The organism is Brachybacterium tyrofermentans (genome assembly GCF_014897585.1).
Taxonomy (GTDB): domain Bacteria; phylum Actinomycetota; class Actinomycetes; order Actinomycetales; family Dermabacteraceae; genus Brachybacterium; species Brachybacterium tyrofermentans.
Map to the genome: position 1 here is coordinate 69,022 of NZ_JABUXW010000011.1, position 20,971 is coordinate 89,992.

The 20,971-nt window shown below is 70.8% G+C and carries 12 protein-coding genes and 1 pseudogene; 6 read left to right on the forward strand and 7 right to left on the reverse strand.

What is annotated here, in order from left to right; all coding sequences use genetic code 11:
- The first annotated feature begins 13 nt into the window (after positions 1-13).
- From INT49_RS09715 to INT49_RS09730, 4 genes are all read left to right on the forward strand, one after another.
- A complete protein-coding gene (locus INT49_RS09715; RefSeq protein ID WP_193117539.1) occupies positions 14-1,336 on the forward strand; it encodes an O-acetylhomoserine aminocarboxypropyltransferase/cysteine synthase family protein in 1,323 nt (440 codons plus the stop codon).
- Positions 1,337-1,406: 70 nt separating this feature from the next.
- Positions 1,407-2,558: an FAD-dependent oxidoreductase gene (locus tag INT49_RS09720; RefSeq protein ID WP_193117608.1), complete on the forward strand. Its 1,152-nt coding sequence runs from the start codon at positions 1,407-1,409 to the stop codon at positions 2,556-2,558.
- A gap of 38 nt (positions 2,559-2,596) precedes the next feature.
- Positions 2,597-3,358 (forward strand): PIG-L deacetylase family protein, encoded by a 762-nt coding sequence (locus INT49_RS09725; protein WP_193117540.1) that lies wholly within the window; start codon positions 2,597-2,599, stop codon positions 3,356-3,358.
- Positions 3,359-3,502: 144 nt separating this feature from the next.
- The gene (locus tag INT49_RS09730; RefSeq protein WP_193117541.1) at positions 3,503-5,371 is read left to right on the forward strand and encodes a transketolase; all 1,869 of its coding nucleotides are present in this window, start codon (positions 3,503-3,505) and stop codon (positions 5,369-5,371) included.
- Positions 5,372-5,571: 200 nt separating this feature from the next.
- Here INT49_RS09730 and INT49_RS09735 read toward each other — a convergent pair whose 3' ends face one another.
- The 4 genes and pseudogenes from INT49_RS09735 to INT49_RS09750 form a co-directional block, all read right to left on the reverse strand.
- Entirely contained in the window at positions 5,572-7,035 is a 1,464-nt protein-coding gene (locus tag INT49_RS09735; RefSeq protein ID WP_193117542.1) for a sugar porter family MFS transporter, read from the reverse strand.
- Positions 7,036-7,669: 634 nt separating this feature from the next.
- Positions 7,670-8,392, reverse strand: a pseudogene (locus INT49_RS21550) (Fic family protein); the annotation flags it as partial.
- Positions 8,393-8,517: 125 nt separating this feature from the next.
- A complete protein-coding gene (metG, locus tag INT49_RS09745; RefSeq protein WP_193117543.1) occupies positions 8,518-10,329 on the reverse strand; it encodes a methionine--tRNA ligase in 1,812 nt (603 codons plus the stop codon).
- A gap of 71 nt (positions 10,330-10,400) precedes the next feature.
- Positions 10,401-11,060 carry an HAD family hydrolase gene (locus INT49_RS09750; protein WP_193117544.1) on the reverse strand — a complete coding sequence of 220 codons (660 nt, stop codon included), beginning with the start codon at positions 11,058-11,060 and terminating at the stop codon, positions 10,401-10,403.
- An 82-nt stretch (positions 11,061-11,142) separates the two neighbouring features.
- On the opposite strand from INT49_RS09750, the gene INT49_RS09755 reads away from it, so the two are divergent.
- The gene (locus INT49_RS09755) at positions 11,143-12,531 is read left to right on the forward strand and encodes a UTP--glucose-1-phosphate uridylyltransferase (protein ID WP_193117545.1); all 1,389 of its coding nucleotides are present in this window, start codon (positions 11,143-11,145) and stop codon (positions 12,529-12,531) included.
- A gap of 493 nt (positions 12,532-13,024) precedes the next feature.
- Complete coding sequence (locus INT49_RS09760) at positions 13,025-14,047, forward strand: hypothetical protein (RefSeq protein ID WP_193117546.1); 1,023 nt, start codon at positions 13,025-13,027, stop codon at positions 14,045-14,047.
- 584 nt (positions 14,048-14,631) lie between these two features.
- Here INT49_RS09760 and INT49_RS09765 read toward each other — a convergent pair.
- The 3 genes from INT49_RS09765 to INT49_RS09775 form a co-directional block, all read right to left on the reverse strand.
- On the reverse strand, positions 14,632-15,945 hold the full coding sequence (locus INT49_RS09765; protein ID WP_193117547.1) for a glycoside hydrolase family 76 protein: 1,314 nt from the start codon (positions 15,943-15,945) through the stop codon (positions 14,632-14,634).
- Positions 15,946-16,067: 122 nt separating this feature from the next.
- Positions 16,068-17,213, reverse strand: coding sequence for an acyltransferase family protein (locus INT49_RS09770; RefSeq protein ID WP_193117548.1), 1,146 nt, complete (start codon positions 17,211-17,213; stop codon positions 16,068-16,070).
- Between the two features lie 98 nt (positions 17,214-17,311).
- Positions 17,312-20,767: a bifunctional proline dehydrogenase/L-glutamate gamma-semialdehyde dehydrogenase gene (locus INT49_RS09775; protein WP_226850136.1), complete on the reverse strand. Its 3,456-nt coding sequence runs from the start codon at positions 20,765-20,767 to the stop codon at positions 17,312-17,314.
- Between the last annotated feature and the right edge of the window lie 204 nt (positions 20,768-20,971).

Genomic DNA, 20,971 nt, shown 5'->3' on the forward strand with positions numbered 1-20,971 from the left:
CCGGGGAGGCCACGTGAGCACGTCAGCGATCCACGCAGGCTGGAGCGGCGGCGACATGCACGGCGCCGTCACACCCCCGATCTACGCGACGAGCGCCTATGCGCACCCGGACCACGATTCCCTCAAGGAGCTGTTCGCCCGGCGCCGCAGCGGCTTCGCCTATGCCCGTTCCGGCAACCCCACCACGGCGGTGCTCGAGCAGCGCCTCACCGCGCTCGAGGGTGGGATCGGGGCGATCGCGGTGGCCAGCGGCCAGGCCGCCACCACGATCGCCCTGTGCGCGCTGCTCGAGCCGGGCAGCCACGTCGTCGCCTCCGCGCTGCTGTACGGCGGCACCACCGAGTTCCTCGACGACACCCTGGCCGACCTCGCCGTGACGACCACGACGGTGGACCCCTGGGACCTCGATGCCTGGGAGCGCGCGATCACCCCGAGCACCCGCGTGGTGCTCGTCGAATCCATCGCGAATCCCGGCGCGCAGCTCGTGGACCTCGACGCGATCAGCGCGATCGCCCACGCCCATGACGTGGCGGTGGTCGTGGACGCGACGCTGTCCACCCCCGCGCTGTACCGGGCGGGCGACCACGGGGCCGACGTCGTCGTGCACTCCGCCACCAAGTACCTCTGCGGCCACGGCACCACGATCGCGGGGATCATCGTGGACACAGGGCGCTTCGACCCGCGGCGATGTCCGCAGCGCTGGCAGCGGCTGACCACCCGCAACCGGCGTTTCGGCGTCGTCTTCGCCGACGACTACGAGCGCGGCGCCTCGGGGCTGCTGTCGTACGCCCGCGCGAAGTACGTCACCGACTTCGGGACCACGCTGCCGGCGACCAGCGCGCAGCAGATCCTGGTGGGCATCGAGACCCTCGACCTGCGGATGCGCAAGATCAGCGCCGATGCCGCGACGCTCGCCGGGCGCCTGCATGGCAGCGCCGGGATCGCCCGGGTCAACCATCCGAGCATCCCGGGCCGTCCCGACGCGCACCTCGTCCGTCGCGACTTCCCCCACGGCACCTCCGGCGTGTTCTCCGTGGACCTCGCCGGGGGAGAGGAGGCGGCCGCCGCCTTCTGCAACGCCCTGGAGCTGTTCACCCTCGCCGTGAACATCGGCGATGCCCGATCGCTGGTCTGCCACCCCGGGACCACGACGCATTCGCATCTGACCGAGCCCCAGCGTCGGGCCTGCGGGGTGCACCCGGGCACGGTGCGCCTCAGCATCGGCCTCGAGGACCTCGAGGACCTCTCCGCCGATCTCGAGCGGGGCCTGGCCGCCGTCGAGGCGGTCGCACCCGGGACCGATCGAGCGGCGCAGGAACCGGCTCTGCTGAGCTGATGCCGCACAGGCCGCGGTGATGTCCGACGCGTCGGGGAACACCCCGGGCATGCTCGGAGTTCGACCGGACATGTGGATCCCTGGAGGCAGCGTGGACGGCGTGGTGGACGTCGTGGTGATCGGCGCCGGCCAGGCCGGGCTCTCGGCCGCCCATCATCTGCTGCGCCGGGGCGTGCGACCGGCGGCGCTGGCGGCACCGGGAGAGCGCAGCGTCGTGATCCTCGACGCCGGGAGCGGCCCGGGCGGGGCGTGGAGGCATCGCTGGGACAGCCTGACCATGGCCACCGTCAACGGGATCCGGGAGCTGCCCGGGATGCCGGTGGTCGAGGCCGATCCCGCCGACCCCGCGAACCGTGCGGTGCCCGAGTACTTCGCCGACTTCGAGCGACGGTTCGAGGTCCCGGTCCAGCGGCCGGTGCGTGTGGTCCGGGTCGAGGACGACCCGGAGACCGCCGCCCAGGGAGGAACAGCACTGCTCCGGGTGCACGCCCTCGGGCCCGATGACGTCCCGCTGCCGCCGCTGCGCACCCGCGCGATCCTCAACGCCACCGGGACCTGGACGAGACCCTTCCTCCCCGCCACTCCGGGTGCTGCCGACTTCCGCGGCCGGCAGCTGCACACCGTGGACTATGTGCGGGCCGCGGACTTCGCCGGTCAGCGCGTGGGCATCGTCGGGGGAGGGATCAGCGCGCTCGGCTTCCTCCAAGAGATCGCCGACGTGGCCGAGACGTTCTGGTACACGCGGAGTGAGCCCGTGCTCGAGGACGGCCCGTTCACCCAGGAGGACGGGCGCGAGGCGGTCGCCGGGGTCATCGAGCGGGTGCGGCAGGGGCTTCCGGTGGGCTCCGTCGTCTCGAACACCGGCCTGCGCTGGACCCCCGCGCTGCGGGACGCGCAGCGTCGCGGGCTGCTCGAGCGCCGCCCGATGTTCGTGCGGACCACCCCCGACGGGGTGCGCGAGGCCGACGGGACGGAGACCGGGCTCGACACGATCCTGTGGGCCACCGGGTTCCGCCACGAGGTGCGCCATCTGCGGCCGCTGGGCCTGCACAACGCCGCCGGCGGCATCGCCCTGGACGGCACCGCCGTGGTCTCGGACCCGCGCATCCACCTGCTGGGCTACGGCCCCAGCGCCTCGACGATCGGCGCCAATCGTGCCGGTCGCGCCGCGGTCACCGCGCTGCTCGCCGCGCTCGAGCGCGAACCGGCGGTCTCTGCCTAGAGTGGGCAGGGACCCGCCACCAGCCCAGGAGGATCCCGATGACCGACACCGACGCCCAGCCGCTGCCGCCCCTGCCGGAGCACGGGATCCGTCGGGTGCTGTGCGTGGTCGCCCACCCCGACGACATGGAGTACGGCGCCTCCGCCGCCGTCGCCGCCTGGACCGCGGCCGGCATCTCCGTGACCTACCTGCTGCTCACCCGCGGCGAAGCGGGGATGGCCGAGGACCCCGAGCTCGTCGCCCCGCTGCGCGCGACGGAGCAGCGCGGCGCCTGCGACGTGGTCGGCGTGGAGGATCTGCGGATCCTCGAGCATCCCGACGGCATGCTCGAGGCGACTCTCGGCCTGCGCCGCGACATCGCCCGCGTGATCCGCCAGGTGCGCCCGGATCTCGTGCTCACCACGAACTTCGACCTCGAGGCCTACGGATCGCTGAACCAGGCCGATCATCGCGCCGCCGGCCTCAGCGCCGCCGACGGCGCCCGCGACGCCGCCAATCCATGGGTGTTCCGTGAGCTGCGTGAGCAGGAGGGACTGGAGCCATGGAGCGCCCGCGCCCTGCTCGTCGTCGGCCATCCCGCCCCGACCCACGCCAAGGCGGTCGGGCCCGAGCAGGTGCAGGCGTCGGTGGACTCGCTGCGCGCCCATGCCGCGTATCTCGCGCACGTGACCGGGCACCCGGTGCCCGAGGAGTTCATCCCCGAGATCCTCCGCGACGGCGGCGAAGCCGCCGGGACCGAGCACGCCGTGACGATGCGGGTCCACGACCTCGGTGGGCTCCGGAGCACCGAGAGCGACTGACCACCGCACTTCTGGACCGAGTGGTCGTCAGCACCCTTGTCGTCCTCCGGGCACGCTCCTAAGGTGATGACCACACAGGACGATGAACATCGGCGCCCCGGCGCGGTCACGTCTCCGCACCCGGGCTCCGGGAAGGAGCAGTCCATGACCACCACCCAGCACGAGGGACTCGATCTCTCGCAGGTCCCCGAGCTCGCCGCCCAGCTGCGCGTCGACTCGATCCGCGCCTCCACGAGCGCCGGTTCGGGACACCCCACCTCGAGCATGTCCGCCGCGGACCTGCTCGCCACGCTGATGAGCCGCCACCTGCGGTACGACTGGGACGACGCCGACGCCCCCGGCAACGACCACCTCGTCTTCTCCAAGGGACACGCCTCCCCGCTCCTGTACGCCGTGTACAAGGCCGCCGGCGTCGTCTCCGACGAGGAGCTCATGACCGGCTACCGCCGCTTCGACGAGCGGCTCGAGGGCCATCCCACCCCGGTGCTGCCCTGGGTGGACGTCGCCACCGGCTCGCTCGGCCAGGGTCTCCCCGACGCGGTCGGCATCGCCCTGTCCGCGAAGTATCTCGAGAAGGCCCCGTATCGCGTGTGGGTGCTGTGCGGTGACAGCGAGATGGCCGAGGGCTCCATGTGGGAGGCCCTCGACAAGGCGTCCCTCTACGGCCTGACCAACCTGATCACGATCGTCGACGTCAATCGGCTCGGACAGCGCGGCCCCACCGATCTCGGCTGGGACCTCGAGGCCTACCAGCGCCGCGTCGAGGCGTTCGGCGCCCGGGCGATCGTGCTCGACGGGCACGACCTCGACGCGATCGACGCCGCCCTGGCCGAGACGGACGGCGACCTCGACAAGCCCCTGGTCATCCTCGCGAAGACCATCAAGGGCAAGGGATACCCCGAGGTCGAGGACGCCGAGGGCTGGCACGGCAAGCCGCTGCCCGAGGACAAGGCCGCCGAGGCCATCGACGGCCTCGGCGGCGAGCGCCACCTGCTCGTGCGCGGGCCGAAGCCTCCGGAGGTGGAGCGTGCGGCGCCCGAGGTGGGCACCGCGAGCATGCCGACCTTCGAGAAGGGCGAGGAGGTCGCGACGCGGAAGGCCTACGGCGCCGCACTCGCCGCACTCGGTGATGCTGATCCCCGCATCGTCGCCCTGGACGGCGAGGTCTCCAACTCCACGGGGACGGGCACCTTCGTCGAGAAGCATCCGGATCGCTTCTTCGAGATGTTCATCGCGGAGCAGCAGATGGTGGCCGCCGCCACCGGGCTCGCCACCCGCGGCCACATCGCCTTCGCCTCCTCCTTCGCCGCGTTCCTCACCCGTGCGGCGGACTTCCTGCGGATGGCCCCCGTCTCCCGTGTCGACCTGCGGATGGTCGGCTCCCATGCGGGCGTCGAGATCGGGGCCGACGGACCCTCCCAGATGGGCCTGGAGGATCTGGCGATGTTCGCCGCCCTCCAGGGCTCCACGGTGCTCTACCCCTCCGACGGCACCTCCACCGCGGCTCTCGTGCAGCAGATGGCGGAGACCTCCGGGGTGAGCTACCTGCGCACCACACGGGGCGAGTACCCGGGGCTGTACGAGGCAGGGGAGGAATTCCCCGTCGGCGGATCCAAGACGCTTGTGGAGTCCGCGGATGACGACGTCACGCTGATCGGCGCGGGCGTCACCCTCCACGAGGCGCTCTCGGCGGCCGCCGCTCTCGCGGAGCAGGGCACCCGGGCGCGGGTCGTGGACGCCTACTCGGTCAAGCCGATCGATGCCGAGGGCATCCGTGCCGCGGTCGAGGCGACCGGCGGACGGGTCGTCGTCGTCGAGGACCACCACGCCGAGGGCGGACTCGGAGCCGCGGTGCTCGCCGCGCTGGCCGCGGAGCCGATCACGGACCTGCGCTTCAGCCACCTCGCGGTGGACGGCGTCCCGGGATCCGGCACCCCCGCCGAGCTTCTCGACTGGGCCGGGATCGATGCGGCCCACATCGCCGAAGCGGCCCGCAGCCTGCTCGAGGCCTGACCGCCCCGTCCGGACGGCCCTGTCCGAACGGCCCTGCCCGAACGGCCCTGTCCGACAGCGACGGCCGCCCCTGATCTCGGATCAGGGGCGGCCGTCGTCCGTGCGGAGCGACTGTCGGTGCAGGCGCCAGGAGGCCGGTCGGCGGAGCCGGCTCGCGTCGGGGTCGTCTACGTCGTCGTCTTTGTCGTCGTGTTTGGCGTCTACGTCGTCGTCTTCTTCGTCCGTCCCAGCTGCAGGTCCTCCATGTCCTCGAGTTCGCGGTCCTTGGTCTCCGGGACCCACAGGAACACGAACAGCAGGCTGAGCAGGGCGAACAGGGCATACAGGCCGTACGCGAAGCTCAGGCCGACGGTCGACAGGGACGGGAACGTGGCGGAGACCGCCCAGTTCGCGGCCCACTGCGCAGCAGCGGCGACGGCGAGGGCCGAGGCCCGGATGCGGTTGGGGAACATCTCGCCCAGGAGCACCCACACCAGCGGGCCCCAGGTGGTCCCGAAGAACATCACGAAGGCGTTGGCGCTGATCAGCGCGACCGTGGACCAGGGATCCGCGAGGGTGATGGCATCGGTCCCCGGGGCGATCTCCCCGAAGGAGAACGCGAGCGCCATGAGTCCGAGGGAGACGGTCATGCCGGCCGAGCCGACCAGGAGCATGAGGCGGCGTCCCACCCTGTCGACCAGGAGGATCGCGATGATCGTGGCGACGATGTTCATCACCGAGGTGAACGTGCTGGTGAGCAGGGCCTGGGATTCGTCGAAGCCGACGGACTGCCACAGCGTCGTCGAGTAGTAGAAGATCACGTTGATGCCCACAAGCTGCTGGAACAGCGAGAGCAGGATGCCGATCCAGACGATGGGCTTCAGCCCGAAGCGTCCGCCGACGAGATCCCGCAGGCTCGCCTTCTCCTCCCGCTCGAGGGTGCGACGGATCTGCTCGATCTTCAGGTTGACGTCGAGCTCACCGGTGAAGTCGTAGAGCACCCGCGAGGCCTTGTCGAGCTCGTTCTTCGCGATCAGGTAGCGCGGGGACTCCGGCAGGAACAGCGCCATGACCCCGTAGACCGCGGCGGGGATGGCCTCGATCATGAACATCCAGCGCCAGGCGTCGACCCCGAACCAGAAGGACTCGGCCGCACCCCCGGCGGTGTTCGCCAGCAGGGCGTTGGAGAGCAGCGCGGTGAAGATGCCCAGCACGATCGCGAGCTGCTGGAGGGAGCCCAGGCGGCCGCGGTACCTGGCCGGGGCGACCTCCGCGATGTAGGCCGGAGCGATGACGCTCGCGGCGCCCACGCCGAGACCGCCGACCACGCGCCACACGATGAGGTCCCACACCCCGAAGGCGAGACCGGAGCCGATCGCGGAGATGAAGAAGAGGATCGCGGCGATCACCATGACCGGGATGCGTCCGAAGCGGTTGGACAGGCTGCCGGCGAACCAGGCGCCGACGGCGCAGCCGATCAGCGCCGAGGAGACCGCGAAGCCGGTGAGCCCGGCGCCGAGGGCGAACTCGTCGGACAGCGCATTGACGGCACCGTTGATGACGGAGGTGTCGAAGCCGAACAGGAAGCCGCCGATCGCGGCGGCCACGCTGATGACGACGACCTTGGGGTTCAGATGCTGGGCGTGCTGCGCCGTGGAGCCGGCGGACTGCTCGGATGTGGACATGGGAAGGACGCCTCCCGTTCGGTATCGGTGTCGCGGTCGCGGATGCTGACACGCTATACCCGGCGTGACCAGCGCGTCGGACCGGGCGGTCGCTCCCGGGTCCGGCGGTCAGCCCTGCCGGCGCACCTGGGCGGCGTACTCGTCCAGCACCCCGAGGATCTCGGTGTGCTGCCACACCCGGTTGCGTGAGCGCCCGGTCGCCTCGGTGAGCCCCCAGGACTCCGTGAGCTGGGCGAGGGCGCTGCGCGGTCATCGCGGTCACGCCCAGGTTCCGCTGGAGGTGCGCGGCATGGACGATCGGCTGTCCCACCAGCAGGGGCGGCACCCTCCATGCGAGCGCATGGCGGCGCACGCCGGCCAGACGCTCCCGATCCCGCTCCAGCTGCGCGGCGAGATCGTCGACCAGCTGCGTCCCGGTGACGGCGGCGTAGCGGGCGGCCTGCGCGAACTGCTCGACGACGGGTCGGGCGTTCCCCTCCCGGTAGGCGGTGAGGGCTTCGGTGTAGCCGAGCAGGTCCGTGAGCAGACCGGCCGAGACCGGGGCCGTGGTGCCCGTCAGCAGACCCTTTCCGGTGAGCATCGCGTGCACGAGGGCACGTCCGGTACGGCCGTTGCCGTCGGTGAAGGGATGGATCGTCTCGAACTGGGCGTGCGCGATCGCCGCGTGGAGCAGCACCGGGAGGTCGTCCCGGGCGATGAAGGTGAGCAGATCCGCCATCGCGGCAGGCACCAGCTCCGCCTCCGGGGCGATGTGCACAGCGCCGAGCGGGCTGTGCCCGCTGCGTCCCACCCAGACCAGCCGCTCGCGCAGACGGCCCGCTGTCGGGTCCGGGGCGAGCAGCTCTGCCTGCATGCTCAGGACGGCCTGGAGATCGAGGTCCGAGGCGAGTCGCAGAGCCGCCTCCATCGTGCGCACGTTCGCGACCACGGCGCGGGCGTTCGCGCTGCGGGATTCCTCGAGCTCCGCGAGGGCGAGCTGCCGCGCCCCGACCGTGAGGTCCTCGATCTGCGAGGAGGAGGCCGACTCCGTGCGCAGCAGGATGCTGCTCATCGGGCCGAGGGCGGGGTTGTCCGCACCGAGTCGGGCAGCGGCGTGGAGCCCGAAGGTGGTCAGGGCACGCTCCCCGTCGGCGACATCGGCGGCGAGATCCCCGGGCAGGGCGAGATCGAGGAGGTGGTCGAGGTCGTGGTCGGCCGCCCCGGCGGGACGGGACAGCACCGCGGGCACCGTGGACTCATAGGGTCCGGTGCCCCGGGACCGGGCTGACCGCGAGACCAGGCCGTCATCGGGCACGACCCAGGTCCCCGCACGCCGGGTCGTGGCGGGGACGGGCAACGGCGCCGGATGTGTGGGCATGCCGCCAGTGTAGTAACACTTCGGGAAGGAAGTGTTATCTGGCGGCGAGGGCCGTGCACATCCGGCGGGAAGGACAGCCGTCGGGATCAGCCCTCCGAGCCAGCCCTCTGGATCAGCCCTCTGGATCAGCCCTGCGGTTCGGCCGCGGTCGTGGCCTCGAGCCGCTCGAGCTCCTGCTCCGCGATGACCGGATCGAGCTTCACGAAGATGCCGGTGGGCTTCACGACCTTCTGGCCGACGCCCACCGGGTGGTGCTCCCAGGCCGGGACGCCCGTGTAGTCGCCGGTGATGATCGGGTATCCGGGCCCGCCGTCGAGGTCGTCGACCTCCACGATCGAGGGCATCGGGGCGATCAGCCGTTCCCCGCCCAGCGCCTTCTCGACCTCGTTGGCCGAGTGCGGCAGGAAGGGAGCCATCATCGTGTTGAGGTCGGTGACGGCCTGCGCGAGGACGTGCAGCACGGTGAGCAGGCGGGGCCGCTGCTCGTCGGCCTTCATCTTGAAGGGCTCGGTCTCGGAGACGTAGCGGTTCGCCTCGCCGACGAGACGCATGACCTCGGCGATCGCGGCGCGCTGCCGGTGCGCCTCGATGAGACCGCCGACGGTGTCGAAGCCCTGCCGGATCGCGCCCAGGAGCTTCTCGTCGACCTCCTCGAGCTCCCCGGCAGCAGGGATCTCCCCGACGTTCTTGGCGATCATCGCCGCGGTGCGGTTGACCAGGTTGCCCCAGCCGGCGACCAACTCGTTGTTGGTGCGCGAGACGAAGTCGACCCAGGTGAAGTCGGCATCCTGGTTCTCCGGACCCGCGGCCGAGATGTAGTAGCGCAGCGCATCGGGCTGGTATCGCTCGAGCATGTCGCGCACGTAGATCACGATCTTCTTCGACGAGGAGAACTTCTTGCCCTCCATCGTGAGGAACTCGCTCGAGACGACCTCGGTGGGGAGCTTCAGCTCGCCGAACCTCCCGGGCTCGCCGCCCTTGTCGCCCTTCCCGTTCTGGGCGATCATCTCCGCCGGCCAGATCTGCGAGTGGAAGACGATGTTGTCCTTGCCCATGAAGTAATAGGCGAGCGTCTCGGGGTCGTTCCACCAGGCGCGCCACGCTTCGGGGTCGCCGCTGCGGCGCGCCCACTCGATCGAGGCGGAGAGGTAGCCGATCACGGCGTCGAACCACACGTACAGGCGCTTGTTCGGCTGGTCCTCCCAGCCCGGCACCGGGATGCCCCAGTCGATGTCTCGGGTCATCGCGCGCGGCTTGATGTCGTCGAGGATGTTCTGGCTGAAGCGGATCACGTTCGGGCGCCACAGGCCCGTGGCCTCGCGGTCGTCGAGCCAGCGGCCCAGCTCGCCGGCCAGGGCCGGGAGGTCGAGGAACCAGTGGGAGGTCTCGATGAACTCCGGGGTCTCCCCGTTGATGCGGGAGATCGGGTCGATGAGGTCCGTGGGGTCGAGCTGGTTGCCGCAGTTGTCGCACTGGTCGCCGCGGGCGCCGCCGGCGCCGCAGATCGGACAGGTGCCCTCGATGTAGCGATCGGGCAGGGTACGGCCGGTCGACGGGGAGATCGCGCCGGAGGTCAGCTTCTCGACCATGTAGCCGTTGTCGCGCACGGTCACGAACATGTCCTGCACCACCTGGTAGTGGTTGCGCGTCGTGGTGCGGGTGAACAGATCGTAGGACAGTCCGAGCGCGACGAGGTCCTCGACGATGAGGCGGTTGTTGCGGTCGGCGAGCTCGCGCGCGGTGATGCCCTCGGAGTCAGCCTCCACGAGGATCGGGGTGCCGTGCTCGTCGGTGCCGGAGACCATGAGCACGTCGTTCCCGGCCATGCGCATGTAGCGGGAGAAGACGTCGGAGGGGACGCCGAAACCGGCGACATGGCCGATGTGGCGGGGACCGTTGGCGTACGGCCAGGCGACCGCGGACAGGACTGTGCTCATAGCAGTCGATTCTAGGGGAGTGCGGGTGGGTTCTCCGACGGGTCCTCCGATATCGGGCCCGCGGTGCCCGCTCAGGCAGGGGCGGACGGGGCGTGGTGGAGCACGGCCCGCCATCCGAAGCGGACAGCCTCGCCCACATGCCGGGAGGAGTCGTCGAGGAAGGCGACCTGGTCGGGGCGCAGCGACGTTCCGAGCTCCTGCTCGATCCGGGCATGGGCGCGGGCGTAGGCCTCCTGGTCGGGCTTGGCCGCGCCGAGATCTGCGGTGTTCAGCAGGAAGCGTCGGCCCGGACCGAGGAAGGGCGTCATCCCCAGCTCCTCGAGCTCCTCGGGCACCCGGTCCGTGCCGTTGGTCAGCACGAACACCCCGAGTCCCGCGGCGCGCAGTGATTCGAGCTGCGTCAGGACCCCCTGGTCGATGCGGGCGGGGGAGGCGAGCCAGGCGGCGATCGCGGCGTCGGCCGCCTGCGGGCTGCTGCCTGCCGCGACCAGTGCGGAGGCGGCGTGCTCGCGCCATCGGCGATGGGTGCCGCGCCCGCGCACCACCTCGTCCAGGAACGGATGACCGAGCACCGCCTGATACGCCGTGCCGGCGGGAGTCCCGGTGATCCCGTCGAGCTCGCTCCACAGCGACCCGTCGAAGATTCGCAGCACGCCGTCGAGATCCGACACCACCGCCCGGATGTCGTGGTCGCGGACCAGCTCGCGCAGCTGCTGCAGGGAGGTGCTCATCGCGCCATCGTACGAAGGCGGGGCGAGAGGCTCCTGGAGGAGAACGGAGCGGAGCACCCGCCCGCCCCGATACCCTGGACCCATGAGCACCGAAGGACTTTCCGCAGCGCAGAAGAAGATGGCCGACGAGGGGGTCGCACAGACCGCGATCGACGTCTTCTCCCATTACTACGGGCAGCTCGAGGACGGGGTCACCGGCTCCATCCCCGAGGACACCATCGAGCCCTACCTCGACCCGCCGCTGCTCGAGGACGTCTCGATCGATCCCGCGCACGCCAAGCAGGTCTTCGACCAGCTCGCGATCATCAACCTCAACGGCGGCCTGGGCACCTCGATGGGCCTGGACCGTGCCAAGTCGCTGCTGCCGGTGCGCGAGGGGAAGACCTTCCTGGACCTCATCGTCGAGCAGGTCCTCGCCGCCCGCCGCGGCACGGGCTCGCGCCTGCCGCTGATCTTCATGAACTCCTTCCGCACCCGCGAGGACACCCTCGAGGTGCTCGCGAAGTACGAGGACCTGCCCGTGGGCGACCTGCCCCTGGACTTCCTGCAGAACAAGGAGCCCAAGCTCCGGGTCGACGACCTCACCCCGGTGGACTGGGAGGCGGACCCGACGCTCGAGTGGTGCCCGCCCGGACACGGCGACATCTACACCGCTCTGCAGACCTCCGGCCTGCTCCAGCAGCTGCTGGACGCCGGTTTCAAGTACGCCTCGGTCTCCAACTCGGACAACCTCGGCACCGTGCCCAATCCGGTGATCGCCTCCTGGTTCGCCGCCACCGGCGCGCCGTACGCGGCAGAGCTGTGCCGTCGCACCCCCGCGGACCGCAAGGGCGGCCACCTCGCCGTGCGCAGGTCCGACGGCCGCCTCATCCTGCGGGACACGGCCCAGACCCCGGCGGAGGAGATGGACTACTTCACCGACGAGCACCGCCATCCGTTCTTCCACACCAACAACCTGTGGTTCGACCTTGAGCAGATGGCGGCCGTGCTCGAGAAGCAGGGCGGCATCATGGGCCTTCCGCTCATCCGCAACGAGAAGACTGTGGACCCCGCCGACAAGACCAGCACGCCCGTCTACCAGATCGAGTCCGCCATGGGCGCGGCGATCGAGGTGTTCGACGGGGCGACCGCCATCGTGGTGGGGCGCGACCGCTTCCTGCCGGTGAAGGCCACCAGCGACCTGCTCCTCATGCGGTCGGACGTCTATGCGCTCGATGAGCGCGCGGCACTGGTCCAGCAGGTCGAGTCGGTGCCGACGGTGTCGCTCGCCCCTGACTGCTACAAGCTGATCCAGGACTTCGAACCGCGCTTCCCGCAGGGTGTGCCGTCCCTCAAGGAGGCCACCAGCCTCGACGTGCAGGGCCGCTGGACCTTCGGTGCGGACGTCTCCGTGTTCGGCGACGCCGTGCTCGGCGACGAGGGCGGCGAAGTCCCCGAGGGCGCCCGGGTGGGCACGGCCAGCACCTCCTGACTTCCCGCACCGCCCGCCCTCCAGCACCGCCTGCCCTCCGGCCCGCCTGCCCTCCGGCACCGCCTGCCCTCCAGCACCGCCTGACCGCAGTTACCCGCATCCGTGTCCGTGCGATCGTTCGGTCGTCGGGACGGCTTCCCCGCAGGGCTGCCTGGTGCGATGCCTATCGAGTGCGTCCTTGGCGTTGCCCTAGGACTGCTTATCCAGCTCCAAGGACGCACTCGACGAGGGCACGGGGGTCTGGCGCCTCTGCTGAGAGCGGCGCGCTTCCACTGAGGGCGGCGCGCTTCAGCGTCTCGCGATCGACAGCCGAGGCACGTCGACAGTTGGCGCTGACGGTATCTGTGTTCCTCTGTGTTCCTCGGTGTTCCTCTGTGTTTCTCTGTGCGCCGCGGACCCGCGTCGTCAGCTGGGGAGGAAGGGTTCGTCCCCAGCTGACCTGCGATGTGTGCACAACCCGACGAGCCGCGTTCAGGTGTTCGATGCTGTCGGTATGCCGAGCCGACCGCGTCCCCTTCCTCCAGATCTGCCCTTCGCCGCCTTCACGACGGAGGAGGCGACGGGGCTCGATGTCTCCAGCGCTCGGCTGAGGGCGTCAGATCTGCGCTCCGTGGCCCGTGGGCTGTGGGCTCGTCGCGACCTCCCGCTCACCGAGCTGGATATCGTCGCCGCGTACTGCCGCCAGGACCCCGCGGTCTTCGCCGCCGGGCTCACGGCTGCTCGACTCTGGAAGTTCCCGCTGCCCGGCGCCCTGTCCGAGGACGTCGTCGAGCCTGTCAGGTCGACCGGGCATAGGTCGGGTCGATCCGTGTTCAGACCGCGCGGGAACTGGGTGGACACCCGTATCCATCTGGCGACTGCCGGCGTACGGCGTCGGGAGACGGCACTCCTGAGGTGGAGCCTCCTCCCGATGGAGCCGACCCTGCTCGGCAGCGACTCCGGAGTACGGATCACCTCGAGGATCCGGACATACCTCGATCTGGCCGGGACACTGCGTCAGGACGCGCTCGTGGCCATCGGCGATCATCTGGTGCGGAGGCCGCGCTCGAAGTTCGAGGGTCGCGCCGAGCCCTACACCACGTGCGTCGATCTCGCGGACGCAACGCAGCGGTTCTCGGGCCGTGGTGCCCGGAAGCTGCGTCGGGCGGTGGATCAGGTCCGAACCAGCAGTGATTCTCCCGCGGAGACCAGGCTCCGCCTCGCCCTCGTCGCTGCTGGCCTGCCGGAGCCGCTGGCCAACGTGCGCATCTCGGGGCCGGTGGAGGCGGACGAGGGGCCATGCGATCTGGGCGAGCCCGACCTGCACTGGCCGCAGTGGAAGGTTGTCGTCGAGCATGAGGGCCCGCACCATCTCCGGGCCGAGCAGCTGGCCAAAGACATCTCACGGGGAGATCGCCGTCGAGCGGCAGGATGGCAGGAGGTGCGGACCACAGCGGACGATCTGTCCTTCGGCTGCCGAAAGGCGGTGGCGCGCGTTCGCGCCGCCCTCGTCGCAGGAGGGTGGAGACCGTCGTGAGCCCGTGAGCCCGTGAGCCCGTGAGCCCGTGAGCCCGTGAGCCCGTGAGCCCGTGAGGAGTGGCCCGTGGCCGGTGGCCCGTGAAGAGCGGTACGCGAGACCAAGCAGGGGACGCGGACCGTGGAGTGCGGTACACGTGACCAGACAGGGACGCGGCTCGTGGAGAAGATCGATGGGCACCGGGCGGGCTTGAGCGGGATCCGGGCAGGACCCAGCCGCGCACCTCGGGCGGATGTCAGATATCGCTCTTCCAGTGCGTCCTTGGCGCGCCCTCCGCTGGTCGAGGACAGCGCCAAGGTCGCACTGGGACCGCTGGGACCGCTGGGACCGCTGGACCGCTGGACCGCTGGACCGCTGGTCCGCTGGTCCGCTGGTCCGCTGGTCCGCTGGTCCGCTGGTCCGCTGGTCCGCTGGTCCGCTGGTCCGCTGGTCCGCTGGGCTGCTGGGGCCGCTGGGGCTGCTGGGCCGCTGGAGCCGCTGAGTTGCTAGAGCCGCTGGGGCCGCTGGGCCGCTGGGCCGCTGGGCCGCTGGGCCGCTGGGCCGCTGGGGCTGCTGGGCCGCTGGGCCGCTGGGCCGGCCCTGGCTCAGCTCAGGTGCGTCCACTGCCGCCGCGGGGTGGCGGCGAGGGCGAGGGTGCGGGCGAAGCCGGCCTGGTCGAGCAGGTGGGTGCCGACGTCGGTCTCGCGGGAGCCGATGACCAGGTCCGTCTCCGGATCGCGCCGGTCCTCCCACAGCCGCTGAGCGTAGGCCTGCGTGATCTTCCGACCCTGGACCCGAGCGCCCAGGATCGACTCGGCCATCAGGAGGTTCGACAGCAGGATGGCGTTGAACTGGATCGGCTGCTCGTCGAATCCCGCCCCCGTGGTGTAGGGGTCGTAGTAGGCGACGATCGATCGGGCCAGCGCCAGCGCGTTGTCCCGGTGCGTCGCATCGCCGGTGAGCTCGTAAGCGAGAGCCTCGCAGCCCAGCGGGACCCCCTGGTTGTAGGTCCAGAAGGTCCTGTCGATCTTCCCCTCGAGATCGATGTTGTCCCAGAACAGCCCGACGTCGGGATCGAGCAGGGTGTCCCGGCCCCAGGCCATCCAGCGCAGGGCGTCCTCGAGCGCGCTCTCGTCGCCGGTGAGCTGATGGATGCGCAGCGCCACCTTCGCCGAGGGGAAGGTCGAGACCGTGTTGCGGGAGTGGTTCCAGTCCCCCTGGGTCCAGAAGATCCCGCCGGGGGAGGGCAGCGAGGGATCGGTCGACTCCCCGGAGCGGAACAGCTCCAGGAGTTCGACCGCCCGATCCAGGTCCCCGGCGGCGCCGCCGCTGACCAGGTGCTGCTCGATCTCGAGCAGGGCGATCCAGTCGTTGTCGTCGTAGAAGAAGTCGCCGTTGGCGCCCTGCTGCGAGTCCGTGGCGGCGGTGTATCCCGGCACACCGGTCGTCCCGCCCTGCGGGTACCAGTAGTGCTCCTGGGCGCGGATCAGCGCCGCGTCGGCGGCGTCGAGATCGAGATCGCCGAGATCGGCCGACGGGCCGCCCGCGTCCAGTGCGGTGATCAGCTCGGTGACGGCGGCGCGGGCCTGGGAGAGCGGCCAGACGTAGGTGAACTCCGGGTCGTCCGCCTGGCGGGGGAAGCGTTCGATGAGCATGTCCGGATCGGTCTCGGCCGGGAAGTTCGTGAGCAGGGCGCGGGTCGCGTCGACCGCGCGCTGGGAGGTCTCGCGCGGCGACGGGGCCTTGCCGCCCTCGGGGTCCATCTCGGTCACGGCAGGATCGGTCCTCTCGGTCGGTGCGGGGAGGGCGGGCGCGGCCAGGGCAGGTGCGGCCAGAGCAGGCGCAGCGCTCAGCGCCCCGCCTCCGAGCGCGGTGGCAGCGAGGACGGTGCGCCGTGACGGCGCGGACGGGATGGGCATGACGAGGCACCTCTGTGCGGTCGGAGCGGGATCGGTCCCGCCCTACGCTAGCCGCGGGCGTGACCTGTCGCACAGCGTTTGGTCGAGAGTCTGGAACGGGCCACGGCAGAGCGCCCCTCGGGTCAGGACCTGGCAGTCGTCGGGCGCGACGAGGCGTCCGGCTTCTCCTCCGGCTTCTCCTCGGGCTTCACCAGCAGGTGCCCGATGGGTGGATCCGTCACCCAGCGCGTCAGCCGGCCCACGATCCCCGAGCCCAGGATCGCCGTGAGGAGCAGCGCTGCGACGACCAGGCCGAGGGTTCCCCACCAGGTCGAGGTGATGTCCGGCACCTCGTCGGCGTACCGGAACGAGACCAGGACGAGAGGATGCAGCAGATACACGGTCAGCGAGCGTTCACCCAGCGTCGTCAGCGGTGAGCGGCCCCGCGGCGTCACGATCAGCAGGGCGAGGGCGCCGATCACCCCGACTGCGAGGACGGCGAGGCGCAGGACCATGCCGATGAGCAGCCCGTTGTCCTCGTCGTACGCCTCGCGGAGGAAGAAGATCGACGTGCTGAAGTCCTCCCGCATCAGAACGGTGCAGACGAGGGCCCCCAGCAGCACGAGCGCTCCCAGCCAGCGGTGGCGGAAGGCCTTGAGCCGCTCGAGCATCTGCGGCGTGCACACGAGGCCGACCACGAAGAACGGCAGCATGCTCACCAGCCGGCCCACGGTGAGGGTCGAGTCGAGTCCCGGATCGAGCGGGGAGATCACGGCGATCGCGACGGCGAACACCAACGGGTGGCGCAGCTGGCGCAGCACAGGGGTCGCCAGACGCCACAGCATCAGTGCCAGCAGGAACCACAGCGTCCAGGCCGGCAGGAAGAGCTGGAGGTGGTACTGGTCGCCGAGCAGGACCATCTTGGCGAACTCGTGGATCAGCTGGAAGATCACATACGGCACGACCATCGAGGTGAGCAGACGGCGCACCTGTCGGGGCTCATTGCGGTACGAGCGGGAGAGGAACCCCGAGATCATGACGAAGCCCGCCATGTGGAACGAATAGATCCAGGTGTAGATGGTGTCCGGGAGCATCTCGGAGGACTGGAAGAAGCTCTCGATCGTATGCCCGACGACCACCAGGGTGATCAGGATGCCGCGCGCATTGTCGAGGAACGGGTCCCGGGGCGGACGGGCCGCCGTCGTACGGGACGTCGTCGTGCGGGCCCCCGAGGTCGAGGCATCGCCCGGGGTCTCGGGGTGCGGGGATGCCGGGTCGCCGTCGGGCATGGAGCTCCTTCGAGCTGGTACTCAAGAATGACGGGAGCAGAGTACGACCTCGTGCTGCTGTCGTCCCCCAGGTGCGCCCGGCAGGCTCCGGACGTGTCTCAGGCGTCGCCGCGCAACCACCCTCGGCCGCCGGTGAGGTCCAAGGGTTCGGGCAGCGGGTTGCCGTAGCGGTGGTTCGTCGCGCTGATCGCCTGCTCGTGCAGGAAGGTCAGCATTTCGACCCGTGCGGAGACCACGACGGCACCGGTGAACAGGGCGACCGTGATGTGCTCCGCGATGGCGGACCGCAGGGCAGGGTCCGCCTCCCCGATCAGCCGCACGCGGGCCTGCTCCAGATCCGGGATGCGCAGCGCGAAATCCGCGGCGCCCTCGACGAGGACCTGGGTGGATTCGAGGCCCGAAGCGGTGGCGACCGCCGCCAGCTCGGCATCGGCGACCGAGACCTCCACGTCGGCACCCACGGTCGCCGCGGCGTGCAGTACGCGGGTCAGCTCCGCCGGCGCGGTCCCGGGAGCGGCGCGCACCAGGACCGGCAGGGGCAGGTACCGCAGCACGTTGATCTCCCCGTGCAGCTGCTGCAGATCGCGCGGTGCGAACGCGGAGGACCAGTGCTCCCGGTCCGAGTGGCGGGCGCGCTCGAGCCACGCCTCGTCCTGGCCCGGAACGCGCGGCGCGGCATCGGCGGCGTCCATCAGGTGCACCAGGTAGTTGGGGCCGCCGGCCTTCGCCGTCTGACCGATCGCGGAGCGCTTCCAGCCGCCGAAGGGCTGGCGCTGCACGATCGCTCCGGTGATCCCGCGATTGACGTACAGGTTCCCGGCCTCCACGTGCTCCGTCCACCAGGCGACCTCGGCAGGCTCCAGGGAGTGCAGGCCGGCGGTCAGCCCGAAATCGGTGCCGTTCTGGATGCGCATCGCCTCCTCGAGGGAGCCGGCGTGCATGATGCCCAGCACCGGACCGAAGTACTCGGTGCGGTGGAAGGCGGAACCCTCCTCGACACCGGTGCGCACACCGGGGGTGAAGAGGCGGCCGCTGTCGTCCAGCTGCCGGGGGCGGGCGAGCCAGGATTCGCCGTCGCCGAGCTCCGTGAGACCCGAGGCGAGCTTCTCGCCGGGCTGCTCGATGACCGGTCCCATCTGCACGGTCGCATCCGTCGGCTCGCCCACGTGCAGGCTGAGCACGGCGTCGGCGAGCTGGGCGGAGAAGCGGCGGGACTGGGACACGGAGCCGACGGCGATGACCAACGACGCCGCCGAGCACTTCTGGCCGGCATGGCCGAAGGCGCTCGCGGCGACATCGTGGGCGGCCAGGTCGAGATCGGCGTGCGGAGTGACGATGATGGAGTTCTTGCCGCTGGTCTCGGCCAGGATCCGCAGCTCGGGCCGCCAGGAGGCGAACAGCGCGGCCGTGTCCGATGCTCCGGTGAGGACGAGCTGGTCGATGCGGGGGTCGGAGATCAGCGCCCGCCCCACCTCGTCCTCGGGGACATCGACGAGCGTGAAGACGTCCTGCGGCACTCCGGCCTCGTGGAAGAGACGGCCCAGGAGGGCTCCGCAGCGGCGGGCCTGGGGCGCCGGCTTCATGATCACGGCGCTTCCGGTGACGAGGGCGGCGAGGGCGCCTCCGGTGGGGATCGCGACCGGGAAGTTCCACGGCGGGGTGACCAGCGTGAGCGGTCGCGGGGAGAAGGTGACGTCCTTCAGGGCGGCGAGCCGCTCCGCCTGCTCCGCGTAGTAGAGGGCGAAGTCGATCGCCTCGCTGACCTCGGGGTCTCCCTGCTCGAGGGTCTTGCCGGTCTCCGAGGCCATCACTTCGAGCAGGTCGCCGCGATGCGCGGAGAGCGTGCCGGCGACGCGGCGCAGGATCAGGGCGCGCTTCTCCACGTCGAGGGCGGCCCACCCCTGCCCCGCGGCGAGCGCCCGCGTGATCGTGCTGCGGACCCCCTCCACCGTCTCGATCCGCGCCGCACGCGCCTCGTCCTCCCCGAGCGAGGAGCTGCGGATGCGATGCGTGATCTGCTCGGCCCATTCCTGGTTCGCGGGAGTCGAGAGGTCGGTGTCCGGGGTGTTGCGGAAGGCGCCGGGAACGGAGGGCAGGGCTGAGCTCCCCAGCTGGGCGAGGGCGCCCTGCGTCTCGGTGGAGCGGTCCTGATCGCGATGGGTGGGCAGCGAGGATTCCCGGAGGGCGCGGTCCAGCGCCCTGGCGAACCGCTGCTGCTCCCGCTCGAACAGGTCCGCCTGGGTGTCGAGCTCGAAGGCCGCCGAGAGGAAGTTCTCCGAGGAGGCGTTCTCCTCGAGGCGACGCACGAGGTAGGACACGGCGACGTCGAAGTGCTGCGGGTGGACGACGGGCACGTACAGGCGCATGGTGCCGGTCGCCTCCCGGACCACGGCCTGCTGACCGGGAGCCATCCCGGCGAGCATCTCGAACTCGACGCCGCTGCCGGCCCCCGCAGGGATCCCGCGCTCTCCCATGAGCAGATGCGCGAAGGCGACGTCGAACAGGTTGTGGCCGGCCACCCCGAGATGCACGGCGGCGAGCTGCTCGGGATGGAGGGCGTCCAGGAGCACCCGCTTGTACTGGGCGTCGGTCTCCTCCTTGCTGAGCAGCGGCGCCTGCATCCAGCCGTGCACGGAGGCGTCGACCTTCTCCATCGCGAGGTTCGCGCCCTTGACCAGGCGCACCTTGATCGGAGCGCCGCCGTCGGCCACCCGGCGCTCGGCGAAGCGTCGCAGCCGAGCCATCGCCGACGGGGCGTCGGGGAGGTAGGCCTGGAGCACGATGCCGGCAGGCATCCGGGAGAGCTCGGGACGGTCCAGGAGCTTCTCGAAGACCTGCAGGGTCAGCTCGAGGTCGCGGAACTCCTCCATGTCCATGTTCAGGAACGTGGGATGGTCCCCGTGAGCCGCCTCGAGGTACAGCGGGAGCAGCGTCTCGACGATGTGGTCGACGGTCTGCGCGGCCGCCCACAGCGGCAGATGATCCACGATCGAGGAGACCTTGATCGAGGCGTAGTCGACGTCGTGCCGGGCGACGAGCTCGCGCACGCCCTGCAGCCGACGGGTCGCCTCCTGAGCGCCGAGGACGGCCTCGCCGAGCAGGTTGATGTTGAGCGCGGTGCCATCGGCGGTGAGCCGGGTGATGGCCGTGGAGAGCGGGCCGCTGCGGGCGTCGAGGATGAGGTGGGAGACCATCCGGCGCATCGCCGCCTGGGCGGTGGGCACCACGAGGGACGGCGCGATGCGCGAGCCGACGCCGCCCAGGTAGACCACCCGACGCAGCGCGGGCGGGAGGAAGGCCGGCGGATCCTGCGCGAGACGACGCAGCTCGACGGCCGCGGCCTTCGGGTCCTCAGGGCGGATCACGCGATCCACGAAGGCGAGGGTGAAGTTCAGACCCTGCGGATCGCGCAGGAGATCCGACAGCATCTTCGCCGGCCCCGGGACGGAGCGGGTGGCGGCGGCATCGACCCAGGCGCGCACCTGTGCGGCGACGTCCTCGATGGTCAGCGTGGTGGTCATGCGCTCATCGAGCGGGAACTGCGACGTGGACAACGTGTCTTCTCCTCGGTCGCCGTGCAGGACGGCGGAAACAGTCGGCGCAGGGCTTCATCGCCCTCCTGTGATGGTAGATCCTCCGCACCGCCGCGGAGGCTCACCGGTGCTCCGATTCGTGGAGGTTGTGTAACCGGGATGGGACCATTCCGGGACGACGCGGGATCTGCCTGGACGCCCCTCGTCGGGCGCGCTGTGCTGAAC

Bases quoted from the DNA above. Each gene is read 5' to 3' on its own strand.
- INT49_RS09720 (WP_193117608.1), top strand. From the start codon at position 1,407: ATGTGGATCCCTGGAGGCAGCGTGGACGGCGTGGTGGACGTCGTGGTG.
- INT49_RS09725 (WP_193117540.1), top strand. From the start codon at position 2,597: ATGACCGACACCGACGCCCAGCCGCTGCCGCCCCTGCCGGAGCACGGG.
- INT49_RS09730 (WP_193117541.1), top strand. From the start codon at position 3,503: ATGACCACCACCCAGCACGAGGGACTCGATCTCTCGCAGGTCCCCGAG.
- INT49_RS09735 (WP_193117542.1), bottom strand. From the start codon at position 7,035: ATGTCCACATCCGAGCAGTCCGCCGGCTCCACGGCGCAGCACGCCCAG.
- metG (WP_193117543.1), bottom strand. From the start codon at position 10,329: ATGAGCACAGTCCTGTCCGCGGTCGCCTGGCCGTACGCCAACGGTCCC.
- INT49_RS09750 (WP_193117544.1), bottom strand. From the start codon at position 11,060: ATGAGCACCTCCCTGCAGCAGCTGCGCGAGCTGGTCCGCGACCACGAC.
- INT49_RS09755 (WP_193117545.1), top strand. From the start codon at position 11,143: ATGAGCACCGAAGGACTTTCCGCAGCGCAGAAGAAGATGGCCGACGAG.
- INT49_RS09760 (WP_193117546.1), top strand. From the start codon at position 13,025: ATGCCGAGCCGACCGCGTCCCCTTCCTCCAGATCTGCCCTTCGCCGCC.
- INT49_RS09765 (WP_193117547.1), bottom strand. From the start codon at position 15,945: ATGCCCATCCCGTCCGCGCCGTCACGGCGCACCGTCCTCGCTGCCACC.
- INT49_RS09770 (WP_193117548.1), bottom strand. From the start codon at position 17,213: ATGCCCGACGGCGACCCGGCATCCCCGCACCCCGAGACCCCGGGCGAT.